This window comes from Nonomuraea soli, from assembly GCF_013761175.1.
Lineage (GTDB): Bacteria > Actinomycetota > Actinomycetes > Streptosporangiales > Streptosporangiaceae > Nonomuraea > Nonomuraea soli.
This window is the reverse complement of the sequence record NZ_JACDUR010000007.1, coordinates 144,010-159,107: the sequence shown is the minus strand read 5'-3', so window position 1 is coordinate 159,107 and position 15,098 is coordinate 144,010. Positions and strand designations below refer to the sequence as shown.

General features: G+C 72.7%; 10 protein-coding genes. 6 read left to right on the top strand and 4 right to left on the bottom strand.

The features are described 5' to 3' along the window. Positions 1-5 precede the first annotated feature (5 nt). A complete protein-coding gene (gene secD, locus HNR30_RS33395; RefSeq protein ID WP_181614103.1) occupies positions 6-2,168 on the top strand; it encodes a protein translocase subunit SecD in 2,163 nt (720 codons plus the stop codon). Here the strand turns inward: secD and HNR30_RS33390 are convergent. Continuing rightward, entirely contained in the window at positions 2,165-2,911 is a 747-nt protein-coding gene (locus tag HNR30_RS33390; RefSeq protein WP_181614102.1) for a tyrosine-protein phosphatase, read from the bottom strand. The genes secD and HNR30_RS33390 overlap by 4 nt on opposite strands. Positions 2,912-2,951: 40 nt before the next feature. Beyond that, positions 2,952-3,926 carry an aldo/keto reductase gene (locus HNR30_RS33385; RefSeq protein WP_246379880.1) on the bottom strand — a complete coding sequence of 325 codons (975 nt, stop codon included), beginning with the start codon at positions 3,924-3,926 and terminating at the stop codon, positions 2,952-2,954. 62 nt (positions 3,927-3,988) lie between these two features. On the opposite strand from HNR30_RS33385, the gene HNR30_RS33380 reads away from it, so the two are divergent. The 4 genes from HNR30_RS33380 to HNR30_RS33365 all read left to right on the top strand — a co-directional run bounded on the left by HNR30_RS33380 (position 3,989) and on the right by HNR30_RS33365 (position 6,963). Continuing rightward, positions 3,989-4,807, top strand: coding sequence for a LysR family transcriptional regulator (locus HNR30_RS33380; protein WP_181614100.1), 819 nt, complete (start codon positions 3,989-3,991; stop codon positions 4,805-4,807). A 41-nt stretch (positions 4,808-4,848) separates the two neighbouring features. Continuing rightward, positions 4,849-5,049 carry an EF-hand domain-containing protein gene (locus HNR30_RS33375; RefSeq protein WP_181614099.1) on the top strand — a complete coding sequence of 67 codons (201 nt, stop codon included), beginning with the start codon at positions 4,849-4,851 and terminating at the stop codon, positions 5,047-5,049. 99 nt (positions 5,050-5,148) lie between these two features. Beyond that, complete coding sequence (locus HNR30_RS33370; RefSeq protein ID WP_181614098.1) at positions 5,149-5,745, top strand: TIGR03086 family metal-binding protein; 597 nt, start codon at positions 5,149-5,151, stop codon at positions 5,743-5,745. Between the two features lie 39 nt (positions 5,746-5,784). Next, entirely contained in the window at positions 5,785-6,963 is a 1,179-nt protein-coding gene (locus HNR30_RS33365) for a PucR family transcriptional regulator (protein WP_246379878.1), read from the top strand. Here HNR30_RS33365 and ccrA read toward each other — a convergent pair. Both ccrA and HNR30_RS33355 read right to left on the bottom strand, forming a co-directional pair. Continuing rightward, positions 6,947-8,146 carry a crotonyl-CoA carboxylase/reductase gene (gene ccrA / locus HNR30_RS33360; RefSeq protein WP_181614593.1) on the bottom strand — a complete coding sequence of 400 codons (1,200 nt, stop codon included), beginning with the start codon at positions 8,144-8,146 and terminating at the stop codon, positions 6,947-6,949. The two genes, HNR30_RS33365 and ccrA, sit on opposite strands and share 17 nt — an antisense overlap. 32 nt (positions 8,147-8,178) lie before the next feature. Beyond that, positions 8,179-13,725, bottom strand: a complete 5,547-nt coding sequence (locus tag HNR30_RS33355; RefSeq protein WP_181614096.1) for a type I polyketide synthase — start codon at positions 13,723-13,725, stop codon at positions 8,179-8,181. Between the two features lie 201 nt (positions 13,726-13,926). Between HNR30_RS33355 and HNR30_RS33350 the strand changes: the two genes are divergently transcribed. Then, positions 13,927-15,048: an alpha/beta hydrolase gene (locus tag HNR30_RS33350; protein WP_181614095.1), complete on the top strand. Its 1,122-nt coding sequence runs from the start codon at positions 13,927-13,929 to the stop codon at positions 15,046-15,048. The last annotated feature ends 50 nt before the right edge of the window (positions 15,049-15,098 follow it).

Here is a 15,098-nt window from a genome sequence, read left to right as displayed (position 1 = left end):
TCCGCATGCCTGTTTGGCGTGCGGTGGCGGCCCTTGCCGTCATCGTTTCTTCGTTGTTCCTGGCATTCACCATGGCCCCGCGTCTCGGCCTCGACCTGCGCGGCGGCACCCAGATCGTCTTCGAGGCCCAGGGCGAGGCCTCACCCGAAGCCGTCGACCGCGCCCGCGACGTGCTCGAACGGCGGGCCAACGGGCTCGGCGTGGCCGAACCCACCCTGGTGCGCTCCGGCGACGCGCGCATCATCGTCGAGCTGCCCGGCGTGCTCGACCCGCGCGAGGCGGCCGCGGTCATGGGGCGCACCGCCCAGCTGTCGTTCCACCCCGTGCTGGCGTCAGCGGGCCCGGAGGGTCAGCAGCTCACCGACGAGAGTGGGCAGCCGCTGACGACCGGTCCCGCGGTCATCTCGGGTGACGGGGTCACCGACGCCGTCGCCCGCACCGACCCCCAGCGCGGACCTGGCTGGTTCGTCGACGTCGCCTTCGCGGAACCCGGTCCGTGGCAGCGCCTCACCGGCGAGGCGGCCTGCCGGCCCTACGACGACCCGGCGCGGCGGGTGGCGATCGTGCTCGACGGGAAGGTCATCTCCTCCCCCGTCGTCGGCGACGACACCCCCTGCAAGGCCGGCCAGCAGGGCGGATCGACCACGATCAGCGGGCGCTTCACCGCCGAGGAGGCGCAGAACCTGGCCGTGCTGATCAAGGGCGGCGCGCTGCCGGTGCCGCTGGAGATCGTCGAGCAGCGGGTCGTCGGCCCGACGCTCGGCGCCGCGGCCATCGAGGCGAGCTGGCAGGCGGCCGTCATCGGCGTGCTGGCCACCGGGCTGTTCATCGTGCTCGTCTACCGGCTCGTGGGCCTGCTGGCCGCGCTGGCGCTGGCCTGCTACGGGCTGATCGCCTACGCGGCGCTGATCGCGGTCGGCGCGACGCTCACCCTGCCGGGGCTGGCCGGGTTCGTGCTGGCGATCGGCATGGCCGTCGACGCCAACGTGCTGGTCTTCGAGCGGGCCAGGGAGGAGTATCGCGGCTCCCTGCGGCCGGCGCTCGACCTCGGCTTCAAGAAGGCCTGGAGCGCCATCGCCGACTCCAATGTGACCACGCTGCTCTCGGCCGGGCTCCTGTTCTGGCTGGCGTCGGGACCGGTCAAGGGCTTCGGCGTGACGCTCTCCATCGGCGTGCTGGCCTCGCTGGTGTCGGCGTTGCTCATCACTCGCGTGCTCACCCAGTGGACGATCGGGCGCATGCCCGCCCGGCTGTCGGGGCTGGGCTCGGTGGGCAGGCTGCGGACCTGGCTGACCGAGCGCGACCCGTTCGTCATGCGCCGCGGCAGGCTCTGGCTGGCCGTCGCGGGCGGGCTGCTGGTGGTGGCCTTCGCCGGGCTGGCCGTCCGGGGGCTCGACTTCGGCGTGGAGTTCACCGGCGGCCGGGTCATGGAGTTCTCCTCCACGATGGGGGTCGACGCGGCCCGGCAGGCCGTCGGCGAAGCGGGCTTTCCCTCGGCGGTCGTCCAGGCCTCAGAAGGGCGCATCGCGGTGCGGACCGGGCAGATCTCCGGCGACGACGCCGCCAGGATCGGCGAGGTGCTCGGGCCCGTGGTCCGCGACGAGCTGATCGGACCCTCACTCGGCGAGGAACTGCGGCGCAACGCCGTCATCGCGCTCGCCATGGCGCTGGCGGCGCAGCTCGTCTACCTGGCGCTGCGTTTCCGGTGGACGTTCGGCGCCGCGGCCGTGGCGGCGCTCTTCGTCGACGCCGCGATCGTCGTCGGCGCCTTCGCCTGGCTGGGCAAGCCGATCGACGGCGTCTTCCTGGCCGCGATGCTCACCGTCGTCGGCTACTCCGTCAACGACAAGGTCGTGGTCTTCGACCGGGTGCGCGAGCTGTGGGTGGGCGCGGCGCCCTTCCAGCGCACGGTCAACAGGGCGATCCTGCAGACCGTGCCGCGCACGGTGAACACCGGGCTGGGGGCGCTGTTCATCCTGGTGGCGCTGGCGCTGCTGGGAGGCGACTCGTTGCGTGACTTCGCGCTCGCGCTGCTCATCGGCATCGTCACGGGCACGTTGTCGTCGTGCTTCGTGGCGGGGCCGCTGGCCGTCGAGCTGGAAGGGCGCGACCGGACTCCTCCGCCCGCCGTACAGAAGGAGAGGATCCGGCCGGGAGCCGTCGTCTAGTGCAGGTAGAGCTCGCGGAGGGCGGCCAGGTCGTCCTCCGTGAGCTCCAGCGCCTGGCGCGCGTATCCCTCCAGGCCGCCGTAGTGCTGCTCGGCGGTGTCGAAGGCGGCCTGGAGGTAGACCTCGCGCACCTCCAGCAGCGGGCGGATCACCTCGGGGTCGGGCGCCAGGGCGATGAGCGGGCCGTAGGGGCCGCTCAGGTGCACGTTGCTCTCCAGGTAGTCGGTCATGATCGTGTCGCGGTCCACCCCGAGCAGGGAGAGCAGGACGGCCGTCCCCCAGCCGGTGCGGTCCTTGCCCGCCGTGCAGTGCATCAGCGTGCCTGGCCGCCGCAACGCTCGGAGCAGGTCGCGGTAGGCCTCGTGGGCGTCGGAGGTGGTGACGAAGGCGCGGTAGACCTCGGTGAGGAACCGTTCGGCCGACTGCGGCGAACGCAGCGCCTCGGCCTGCTCCGGCGCGGCGAACAGGGCGGCGATGTCGGCTCCGTGGCCGCCGTGGCGCTGCACGTCGAGCACTCTGTACTCGACGCCTTCAGGGAGCAGGTCGGGGCCGTCCTCGCGTTCCTTGTCGGTGCGCAGGTCGCAGACGAGCCTGACTCCGGCGGCGAGCAGCTGCTGCTGTTCGTCCGGGGTCAGCACGTTGAGCGCGCCGGAGCGGAAACCGATCCCCGTGCGGACCTTGCGTCCGTCGGTGGTGCGGTGTCCGCCCAGGTCACGCAGGTTCGGCGCGGATGCGATGAGCATGGTTCGAACAGTATCAACCGGCGTACTGCCATCAGCCGCCTCACAGCAGCGTTCCCCCGGTGACCTCGAACCTGGCCAGCGCCTGGTCGATGCGGGCAAGGGTGTCGGGGTGCAGCCGGATGTCGGCGGCGGCGGTGTTCTCCTCGATGTGGGCGGGTGTGCGGCTGCCGGGGATGGCCACCACGTGCTCGTCCTGGTGCAGCAGCCAGGCCAGGGCCAGCTGGGCAGGCGTGATGCCCAGATCCACCGCGAGATCGCGCACGGGCGCGTACCTGTCGTTGTTGGCCGCCAGGTTCTCGGCGGAGAAGCGCGGCGCGTTGTGCCGGAAGTCGCCGTCGCCGAGCTCCCGCACGGTGCCGGTCAGGAAGCCGTTGCCCAGCGGGCTCCACGCGACGATCCCCACGCCGAGTTCCTCCGCCGCCCGGCGCAGCTCGGTGTCGGCCGGACGCCACATCGACCACTCGTTCTGCACCGCCGCGATCGGGTGCACGGCATGCGCGCGCCGCAGTTGCCCGGCGGTCACGTTGGAGAGCCCGAGGTGCCTGACCAGGCCGTCCTTGACCAGCTCGGCCATCGCCCCCACGGTTTCCTCGATCTCCACGCCCGGGTCGGGGTAGTGGGCGTAGTAGAGGTCGATCACCTCGGTCCCCAGGTTGGCCAGGCTGCGCTCGGCGTAACGCCGCACCAGGCGCGCCTCGCCGTTCACCCGCAACTCGCCGAAGGCGTAGCCCACGGGGAAGGAGCGGCTGTCCTCTCCGTCAGGTACGGCCAGGCCGAACTTCGTCGCCACCACCACGTCCTCACGACGGCCCTTGACGGCCCGCCCGACCAGCCGCTCGTTGTGCCCGTCCGGGCCGTAGGCGTCGCTGGTGTCGATGTGGGTGGCGCCCGCGTCGAGGGCCGCCTTGATCGCACGCTCACCGCGGGCGTCGTCGACCTCGCCGTAGATGCCGGGCGAGAGCACCATCGCGCCGTAACCGACGGCGGGGACGTTCAGGGTTCCAAGGGTTCTCATGGGCATCATCCTGCGGCCGGGCCGTGAACGCCGTCCAAGACCCTTTGCTATAACCAACGGTTATGGACGTGCACCTGCGGGATCTGCGCTACTTCGTCGCCGTGGCCGAGGAGCTGAACGTCACCCGGGCGGCAGAGCGCCTGTTCGTCTCCCAGCCGGCGTTGTCGAAGCAGCTGCGGATGCTGGAGCGGCAGCTCGGCTTCGCCCTGTTCGAGCGGGTGCACAGCGGGATGGCGCTGACGCAGCCGGGTGCCGCGCTGCTGCCGTACGCGCGGGAGACCCTGGCCGGGTGGAACGCCGGCGTCGAGGCGGCGCGGGCCGCCGCGCCGAGCGGCACCCTGGTCGTGGGCATGCAGACCGCCGTGGGGCGCGGCATCCAGCAGGAGGCGGTGCGGCGTTTCCGCTCGGCGATGCCGGGCTGGGAGGTCTCGCTGCGGCTGGTCGGCTGGGACGACCCGAGCGGCGGACTGGCCGACGGGAGCTCGGACGTGGCCTTCGTCTGGCTGCCGGCGGTGCCGGGGATCACGACGCGGGTGCTCGCCGTCGAGCGCCGCTGGGTCGCCCTGGCCGAGGGTCATCCGCTGGCGGCGCTGGAGGAGATCGCCTTCGAGCAGCTGGGATCGGAGCCCTTCATCGCCCTGCCGGCGTCGGCGGGGCCGCTGCGGGAGTTCTGGCTCGGCGGGCCGGGCTCGATCGTCGGCGTGACGGCCTCGACCGCCGACGAGACCTTCGAGGCGATCACCAGCGGCCTCGGCGTGGCGCTGGTGGCCGAGGGCAACGCCCAGCTCTACCGCCGTCCCGGCGTGGTCTACCGGCCGGTGACCGGCCTCGCGCCGGCCGAGCTCGCCATCGCCTGGCGCTCAGAGGATTCTCGCCCATAAATCAGGGCATTTCTTGATGCTCTCCAATAAGGTGCGTGAACATGAGCGATTACGAGACCACGTTCAAGCTGCTCGACGCGGACGGCGACGGGTTGATCTCCCCCGACGAGCTGGTCAGGCTGATGGACATCCTCGGCCAGCCGATCACCATCGAGCGGGCGGAGGCGGCCGTCAAGCAACTCGACCTCGACGGCGACGGACTGATCAACGTTCAGGAGCTGGGCAACTTCCTGGACTGGTGAATCTCTTTCCCCGGCGGGAACGCCGGGGCTTCTTCCCATCGACGCTAGGCGCGTTATATAACCAAAGGGTTATCGAACTCGAAGGTTATGGAGGAGACGATGGGTGAGATCGCCGACAGCTACCGGCGGCGTGCGGACGCCTTCGACCGCAAGGTCGCGGCCGTCCGCCCCGGCCAGTGGGACAACCCGTCCCCGTGCGAGAAGTGGACCGCCAGGGACGTGGTCCGGCACATCATCGACATGCACGGCGTGATCCTGCGCCCGCTCGGCCGCCGGCTCACCACCGCGCCGACGGTCGACGAGGACCCGGTCGCGGCGTTCCGTTCCGCCCGGGCCGACGTCGAGGCGATCCTGGACGACCCGTCCCTGGCGAGCACCGCGTGCGAGACGCCGACCGGGACGATGACGATCGAGGAGCACATCGACAAGGTCCCGAGCTCCGACCTCCCGCTCCACGGATGGGACCTCGCCAGGGCCACCGGCCAGGACGACACGATCGACCCCGCCGACGTGGCCTACCACTGGTCGGCCATCACCGGACTGCCCGCCGACCTGCTGGAGAAGTTCCGCACACCCGGCGCGTTCGGCCCGGGCGTGGAGGTGTTCGGCCCCGAGGTGCCGATCGGGGAGGACGCCTCGCCGCAGGACCGGCTGCTCGCCTTCATCGGCCGCGACCCGCAGTGGGCCCCCTGGTAGACCAGAACTTCTGTCGCTTTAATGGCGGCAGGAGGGACGATGGCTATCAGGAGTGACATCCGTGTCCCATCTGACGTCGTCAAGACGCTCAGGCAGGGCATCGACACGGTCTCGTGCGAGGTGATCGAGGAGATCCAGGCCCGTATCCCGGAGTACGCCCGGCCCTCGGACGAGACCTATATAAAGATCATCAGGATGGCGGTCGAGCAGGCCATCGAGGGCTTCCTCGACCACATCGAGAACCCGGAGGCGCCCTGGGAGGCCGAGCCGTTCCGCATGATCGGGCGCGGCGAGGCGCACGAGGGGCGCAACCTCGAACCCCTGCAGGCCGCCATGCGCCTGGGCGCGCGGGTGGGATGGCGGCGGCTGACAGAGCTCGCGGTGCCGCTCGGCCTGACCCCGCAGTCGCTCTACGACATGGGCGAGGCGATCTTCGTCTACCTCGACCAGCTGGCCGACGCCGCCGCGGAGGGATACCAGGAGGCCAGGGCGCACGCGGCAGGCGAGATGGAGCGGCGCCGGCGCAGGCTGCTCGATCTGCTGCTGAGCCCCGCCGCCTCCCTCGACGCCGTCTCCGACCTGGCCAAGGCGGCCGGGTGGCGGCTGCCCAAGACGGTCGCCGCCGTCGCGCTGGAGGAGCAGAACGGCTACCGGCCGCCGGTGCTGCACCAGGACGTGCTCCAGGGGCTCGACCGGCCGGTGCCGTGCCTGCTGGTGCCCGATCCCGCAGGACCGGGGCAGGCGCAGCTGCTCGAACACGCCCTGCGCGGCTGGCAGGCCTCGGTCGGGCCCGCCGTGCCGCTCGCGGCGGCCGCGTCGTCGCTGCGCTGGGCGACCGAGGCCCTCGGCCTGGCCAGGCGCGGCGTGCTCGACCACGGCAGGCGCTTGCTGAGGTGCGCGGAGCACATGGCCACGCTGATCGTCTTCAAGGACGAGGAGCTGGTCAGCGCGCTGGCCGCCACGCGCCTCGCGCCGCTGTCGCACCTGCGGCCCACGCAGCAGGACCGGCTGGCCGAGACGCTGCTGGCCTGGCTGCGGTACGGCAGAGGCGCCGGCGAGGTGGCCGCCCGCCTCCACGTGCACCCGCAGACCGTGCGCTACCGGTTACGCCAGCTGGAGGAGCTGTACGGCGAGCAGTTGCACGATCCCGACATCCGCTTCGAGCTGGAGATCGTGCTGCGCGCCCGCCAGGCCGTCGCGGTCAGCGAAACAGCCTGAGCCTCTCCTCCCCGATCCTGGCCCGCTTGCCGGGATCGTCGACCCCGAGCCCCTCACGCTCGGCCTGGACGAGCACGCCCACCTTCCCGACGTGCCGGTTGGTCTGGACGGCACGCGCCGCCTCGGCCGCCTCCTCCAGCGGATAGACCGCCGACAGCGTCGGGTGGATCATGCCCTTGTCGATGAGCCGGTTGACCTCGTGGCATTCCTGGTAGTTGGCGCCGTGCGAGCCGATGATGCTCTTCAGCTTCATCCACAGGTGCCGGTTGTCGTACTCGTGGGCGTAGCCGCTCGACGACCCGCACGTCACGATCTTGCCGCCCTTCCTGGCGACGTAGACGGAGGCTCCGAAGGTCTCCTTGCCGGTGTGCTCGAAGACGATGTCGGGGTCCTCCCCCACGAGCCGCCTGATCTCGGCGCCCAGGGCGCGCCAGGCCTTCTCGTCGTCGAAATGCTCGAACTGGGAGCGGTCGATGACGTGCTCGCAGCCCATACGCTTCAGCAGCGCCGCCTTGGCCTCGGTGCCGACGACGCCCACCGGGATGCCGCCGCCGTTCCTGACCAGCTGCACGCCGTACGAGCCGAGCCCGCCGGTCGCGCCCCAGACGAGGACCACGTCGCCCTGCTTCATCCTGGCGCCGTTGTCGCTGACCAGCATGCGGTAGGCGGTCGAGGCGCAGAGCATCGAGCAGGCCGCCTCCTCCCACGTCAGGTGGGCGGGCTTGGGGAGCAGCTGGGTGGCCTTGACCACGGCGTACTCCGCCAGGCCGCCGAAGTTGGTCTCGAAGCCCCAGGCTCTGAGATCGGCGGCGAGCATGCTGTCGTGGTGGGTGATCGGGTCCTGGGAGTCGACGTAGGCGGGGGTCGTGACGACCTTCTGACCCGGCCGCCAGTGCCGTACGGCCTCGCCGGTCGTGACGACGACACCGGAGGCGTCCGAGCCGAGCACGTGGGTGGGCAGGTCGTGGCGCGGGTCGGTGCGGCCGAGCCGTTCGAGGAAGGCGAAGCTGGGGATCGGCTCGAACATCGCCGTCCACACCGTGTTGAAGTTGATCGCGCTGGCCATGACCTGGACGAGCACCTCGTCGGGAAGCAACTCGGGCACGGGCACCTCGCCCACCCGGATGGAGCGCCTGACGTCCTTGTCGACCCCGTCCGTCCCGTGCGGCGTCTTGCCGAACATCCCGACGTCTTCCTTGTGGACGTACGCTGCCCTCACAGGATCTCCTTCAGGTGCTGGACGATGGCCCCCACGTGGGGCGGGTCGAGCAGGTTGAGGTGGTGGGCGCCGCCGATCTCCACGACGCTCAGGTCGCTCGCGTGGCGGCCGAAGCCTCTGGTGGGGTCGTCGTGGTGGGCGTACCTGGGGTCCTCGACGGCCCACGGGGTCGGCTCCGTCGAGCGGTAGAGCAGGACAGGGCCGTCGTGGGGCCCCGGCTCGTAGCGCTCGAGCGCCCTGGTGTCCTCGTGCGAGGTGACCTGATGGCGCAGGATCGCGGGGCTGAGCGCGGCCAGGACACCCGATGCGGCCACCCGCTCCTCCAGGAGCTCCAGTTGCGCCTGCTCGGTCAGGCCCCGGAGGTCGTCCTCGGTGAGCTCGACGGCGGCGCCGTAGGTGGAGGAGAGGTAGGCGGCGAAGCGGGCGTATCGGATGGCCGTGGCGTCCGGCTCGGCCTGTCCGGGCAAACCCGAGTCGATCATCACGACGAGCTCGGCCTCGGGCAGCCTCCTGGCCACCTCGTAGGCCAGGACGCCGCCGAACGACCAGCCGCCGAGCCGCACCGGACGGCCGCCGGACAGCTCCCTGACGGCCTGGGCGTAGCGTTCCGCCCGCTGCTCGACCGGGCCGGCCTCCTCCAGGCGCTCCAGGCCGAAGACCGGGGTGCCGAGCCCGCCGGCGAGCAGGGCGTAGACGCCGGTGGTGCCGCCCGCGGGGTGGGCCAGGAACAACGCGCGCTCCATGGAGCCCGCCCTGGCCGCCTCGTTCAGCGGGCGCACGATCCCCTGCTCCGCCTCGCCCTCGTCGAGCAGCCGCACGGCGTCGGCCAGTTCGGCGACGGTGCGCGGGGCGACCCGCAGCGAGTGGCCGAGCTCCTCGCCGAGCACCCGCAGGGCCTCGTCGAGGTGCTCTTCCGGCACCGGCTCCGTCACCCCGGGCTCGCGTCCGAGCAGGCCCGAGAGCACCCGCACCACCTGCCGCTCGGCCGCGTCCCTCGGCCCGACGAACCGCTCGGGCAGGCTGCCGCCGCCGACGCCCATCTCGGCGGCGACCGACCGGGCCAGCTCGCCCAGGGTGCCGCCCTTGAGCAGCGGCGCGATGGCGACGGTCACCCCGAAGTCGTGCTCGGCCATGCCCCGCAGGCGGGTGGCCGCCAGGGAGTCGAGGCCCAGGTCGGTCAGGACGCTTGCCTCGCCGAGCCAGACCGGGTCGAACCCCAGCACCGTCGCCGCCCGCTCCCTGAGCAGCTCGACGATCGACTCCAGGCTCGCGGCCCCGGGCTCACGCCGCTGCTCCTGGACGAAACCGGAGAAGTACGGCACGCGCGTGATCGAGGGGAAGGCGGCGACGGCCCGCGAGACGTCCAGCCTGACCACCCCGGCCGAGATCCCGCGCCGCAGCAACGCTTCCAGCGCCTCGATGCCCTCCTCCTCGGTGAGCGGCTCCATCCCCGGCATCGCGTTCGCGCCCTGCCAGGCGCCCCAGGCGATCGACAGGCCCGGCAGCCCTTCCGACCTGCGCCGCTCGCACAGGGCGTCGAGGAAGGCGTTCGCCGAGGCGTAGGCGGCCTGGCCGGGCGAGCCCAGGAGGCCGGCGGCGGAGGAGAAGGCCACCCACCAGTCGAGGTCGAGGTCCTTGGTCGCCTCGTGGAGCCTGAGGGCGCCGTGGACCTTGGGCTTCCACACCCTGTGGACCGATTCCGGCGTCAGGTCGGTGACCAGCCGGTCGTCCAGGACGCCCGCGGCGTGGATCACTCCCCGCAAGGGCATGCCGTCCCTGGTGGCCGTCTCGACCAGCCGCTCGGCCGTACCGGGGTCGGCCAGATCGCCGGGGGTGCCGGCGGATCTGCTGTTGAGCACGACCCGGGTCGCGCCCCTGTCGAGCAGCCAGCGCTCGACGAGCCGGCCCAGGCGGCCGGTGCCGCCGGTGACGATGTACGCACCATCGCGCACCACCCGCCTGCGGAGGGGGATGGGCGTGGAGGCGGCGCGCGCGAGACCGGGAGCGGGGCCGGGGCCAGGCGCGGAGCCGGGGCCAGGCGCGGAGCCGGGGCGCGTGAGGCGGGCCGCGTATCTGACGCCGTCGCGCCAGGCCACCTCGTCGTCGCCGGTGTCGCCTTCGGCGTCGAGCGCGTCCAGGGTGTCGACGTCGACGATCCGCACCCGCTGGGCCGGATGCTCGATGGCCAGCACCCTGACCAGGCCACGCAGCGCCGCCGCCGCCGGATGGCCCGGCTCGGCGTTCCGCGTGACGATCGTGACGCTCCGGCCTCTCGTCACCCGGCAGGCGACCTCCAGCAGCGCCTTCTCGGCCCCGAGAGCATCCAGATCCTCGGGCAGGACCAGCCACTCACCGCCCGACACGGGACCGGGGGGCGGGGAGCCGAGCGGCACCGGGCCGGGGGGCACCGGGACCCACACGCGCTGGACCAGCTTGGCCTCGAACGGCACGGGCGGCGGCAGGTCCACCGTCTCGTCCACGCCCGCCTCGCCGGAGCCGAGCACGGCGCTGCCGTGCCGCCTCCACACCCCGGCCGCGTTCTTGCAGCTCACCTCGACCAGGTCCTCGCTCACCGTCACGGTCACCCGGGCGGGCAGCGCCAGGGGTGTGTGCAACCGCACCCGCCCGGCCGTGGTGCCGAGCTCGGACGCGGCGGCCGACGCCAGATCGGTCACCTGGGCGAGCGACAGGTGCGTGCCCTCGGACAGCTCGACGCTCCACCCGTGGCCGGAGGGCGTCTCCACGTGGACACCCAGCACCGGATGGCCGGCGGGGCGGCGGGTCCTGTCGGCCCAGTGGCGGGTGTGCCGCCACGGAGCACGAGGCACGTCCACGATGCGGCCACGCGTGCGCGGCGGGCTGGAGGCCGCGACGAGGGTGAGCTGCGTGTAGAAGCTCTCGTCGGAGTCGCGGCGCGTCGAGCAGAAGTCGAGCCCGAGCATCGGGTGCGGGCTGACCTCGGCGAACAGGGTGAACCCGTCGTCGGAGGCGGCCCGCAGCGCCTGCGCGAGCCTGACCGGGCGGCGCACGCCCGCGGCCCAGTAGGCGGCCTCGAAGGTGGGCGCCTCGCGCGGGTCGTCGAACACGGTCGAGTAGAACGGGACGACCGCCTTGGCGGGCGTCAACGCGGCCAGATCGGAACGAAGCAGCGGGAGCAGCGGCTGGACCTGCGGGGAGTGCCCGGCGCCTTCCGTGGTCAGCACCCGGCAGAAGACCTCGCGGGCCGCGAGCTCCTCGGCGAACCGGGCGATCTCGTCCGGCGGCCCGGTGACGACCGTGCGGGTCTCCGAGGCGTGGACGGCGACGTGCAGGGAGCCCGGCACCTGCGCGGCGGGCACGTCGGCCACGGCCATGGCGCCGCCGCCTCCGAGTGAGGCCAGCCTGCGGGCCCTGCGGCAGATCACGCGCACGCCGTCGTGCACGCCGAGGCCACCGGCGACGACCGCCGCGGCGACCTCGCCCATCGAGTGGCCGATCACGGCTCCCGGTTGCATGCCGTAGGCCTGCCAGAGCCTGGCCAGGGCGAGCTGCACGGCGAAGATCAGCGGCTGGGCGGTGGCCACGCCCTCGGGCTCCGTCCACAGGTCGAGGCCCGCTTCCGCGCGCAGCAGCGGGGCGAGCTCGTCGAGGCAGGAGCGGAAGGCGGGCTCTGCCTGGTAGAGGTGGGCGCCCATGCCCGGCCACTGCGAGCCGTACCCGCTGAAGACCCAGACGGGTGGCCGGGTGGCGGGACGCACCGGCGTGGGGGTGGCCGCGGGCAGGTCGGCCAGGTCGAAGGCGGCGGCGGCGATCCTGCCCCGGTGGGCGCGGCGGGCCAGGGTGTGGGCGATGTCGGCGGGGTCGGCGGCGGGGCTCCAGGCGGCCAGGAGCGCGGCGTGTTCGCGCACCCGCTCGGCCGAGGCGTCGGAGAGCACGAAGAGCCGCCGCGCGGCGGACGCTTCCAGGGCGGGCGCTCCCCCAGCGGGCGCTCCCGCGGCGGGCACTCCCGCGGCGGGCACTCCCGCGGTGAGCCCTCCCGCGGTGGGTGCTCCCGCGGTGAGCCCTCCCGCGGCGCGAGCGAGCGGGGGCCGGGCGTCCAGGACGACGTGGGCGTTGGTGCCGCCGAACCCGAACGACGAGACCCCGGCCCTGGCGTCGTCGCGCGGCCACGGCGTCGGCTCGGTGACGACCTCCAGCCGGTCCCATGGCAGATGCGGGTTGGGCGTCGCGAAGTGGATGCTCGCGGGAATGACCCCGTGCCACAACGACAGCACGGTCTTGATCACGCCGGTGACCCCGGCCGCCGCCTCCAGGTGCCCGAGGTTGGACTTGACCGAGCCGATCAGCACCCTGCCGTCCACGGAGGCGGCGATGGCCCGCCCCTCGATCGGGTCGCCGAGGAAGGTCCCCGTCCCGTGGCACTCGATGTAGTCGGGCCCCCGGTCCAGCCCGCCGTACACCGAGGTGAGCAGGGCTCGCTGGGCCTCGGGACTGGGCGCCACCAGCCCGTTGGAACGCCCGTCCTGGTTGACCCCGGTGGCCCTGATGACGGCCAGCACCCGGTCTCCTGCCGCGTCGGCCAGGCGTTTCAGCACCACGACCCCGCAGCCCTCGGCGCGCACCATGCCGTCGGCGGAGGCGTCGAAGGCCTTGCAGCGACCGCCGGGTGAGGTGCCGCCGCCCTGGTCGAAGGCTCGGGTGACGACCGGGGAGAGCAGCAGGTTGACCCCGCCCGCGAGGGCCAGGTCGCACTCGCCCGAACGCAGGCTGCGCACGGCCAGATGCACGGCCACCAGCGACGACGAGCACGCGGTGTCGAGCGCCAGGGAGGGTCCGCGCAGGTCGAGCAGGTACGACAGCCGGTTGGCGGCGATGCTGAGCGCCGCGCCCGTCGCGGTCCAGGCGTCGATCCCGGCGGGGTCGGCGGTGGTCAGGTAGGCGTACTCGTTGCCGGAGATGCCGACGAACACGCCGGTACGGCTGCCGCGCAACGATCGTGGCGCGAGCCCTCCGTGTTCCAGCGCCTCCCAGGCGGTCTCCAGCAGCAGCCGCTGCTGCGGGTCCATGGTCTCGGCCTCGCCCGGCGAGATCCCGAAGAACTCCGCGTCGAATCCCGCGATGTCGTCGAGGAAGCCGCCGTGCCGGGTGGCCTCGAGGCCGGCGAACGGCTCCCACCGGCCCTCGGGCACGGTGGTGACGGCGTCCCTGCCCTCCATGAGCAGCCGCCAGAACTCCTCGGGACCGTGCGCGCCGGGCACCCGGCAGCCCAGCCCGACCACGGCGATCGTGTCGTCGTCTTGCGCGGCGTGGAACGGCCCGGCGACCGGCGCCGGTGACGGGGAGCTCAGCGCCGCCGCCAGCCGGGCGATGGTGGGATGCTCCCAGACCAGCGTGGGCGCCAGGTCGCGGCCGAGCAGCCCGGCCAGTTCGCCCGCGATGCCGACGGCGTCCCTGGACGACAGCCCGAACTCCTCCAGTGGCCTGTCGGGGTCGACCTCGTCGGCGCTCAGGCCGCAGCGGGCCGCGATCCGTTCGATGAGGAACCCACGGACATCGCCGCTCACTCGTCCTCCACGTCGCCGAGAGAGAAGTGATCGGTCAACCTACCGAGAACTCCACGACGGGGGCAGACGCCCGCCTCACATTCCGGTCCGACGATTTGTCACGGCGGTGATAACGGCTTTTGTCCGGCGCGGCGCATCGGTGACCGGCTTTCGTTGCCCCAGCGCATAGCCGGGGACGGGCCCGCTCCCTAGCCTCGCCCCATGCGTCGTGCCCTGCTGGCCATCACCGCCGCGCTCGCGGTGGGACTCGCTCCTGCCCCGGCGGCCGCCGACCCCGACTGGTCACTGGTCCCCGACGGCCGGCCCGGCGGCCAGCAGCCGGCGCAGCAGCCCACCCAGCTGCCCGCCGCTCAGGAGAAGTCCTCTGGAGGGTACGCCGCCTGGCAACCGGCCCTGCCCGGCACCGCGCGGGTCGTCGCCGAGCGCTGGTCCGGTCCGCGCACGCTCGACGTGCTGATCTCCTCCCGTGCGGTCGGCCGCCTGCTGCCGGTACGCCTGCTGCTGCCGCGCGGCTGGTCCAAGCAGGCACGCCGCACCTGGCCCGTGCTCTACCTGCTGCACGGCGGAGCCGACGACTACACCTCGTGGACGCGCATGACCGACGTCGCCGCGCTGACGCAGGACGTGGACGCGATCGTCGTCATGCCGGAGGCGGGCCGCGCGGGCAACTACTCCGACTGGCACAACCGCGGCAAGGGCGGGCCGCCCGCCTGGGCCACCTTCCACACCTACGAGGTGCGCCGCCTGCTGGAGGTCGGCTACCGCGCCGGGGCCCGCAGGGCGATCGCGGGCCTGTCGATGGGCGCCTACGGCGCGATGAAGTACGCCGCCGCGTACAGGGGCATGTTCCGCTTCGCCGGCGCCTACAGCGGCATCATGGCGACCCAGCTGCCCGGCATCCCGCAGCTCATCATGAACGCCCAGGCCAGCGAGAAGCAGGATCCCCTGGCGCTGTGGGGCGACCCGTCTCGGAACAAGAAGGTGTGGGCCGCCAACGACCCCATGGTGCTCGCCCCCAACCTCAAGGGCGTCAGCCTCTACATCTCCAGCGGCACCACCAGCGGCCAGGGCGAGCTCGACCCGCCCGGCACCCCGTGGCATCCCGCTCACCTGGGCGAGCCGATCTCCGCCTACACCGCCAAGGCCTTCAGCCGGCGGCTGACCGGCCTGGGCATCGAGCACACGCTCAACCTGTACGGCAACGGCACCCACACCTGGCCGTACTGGTACCGGGAGTTCCGCAACTCCTTCCCGATGATCCTGGGCGCGCTGGGCCTGCCGGGAGGCGGCCCCGCCGAGGTCGGCGAGTGGAAACTGCGCTGACCACGCTCCGAGGTGGAGCAACCCCGCCTCACCGCGGGCCACGAGGCGTT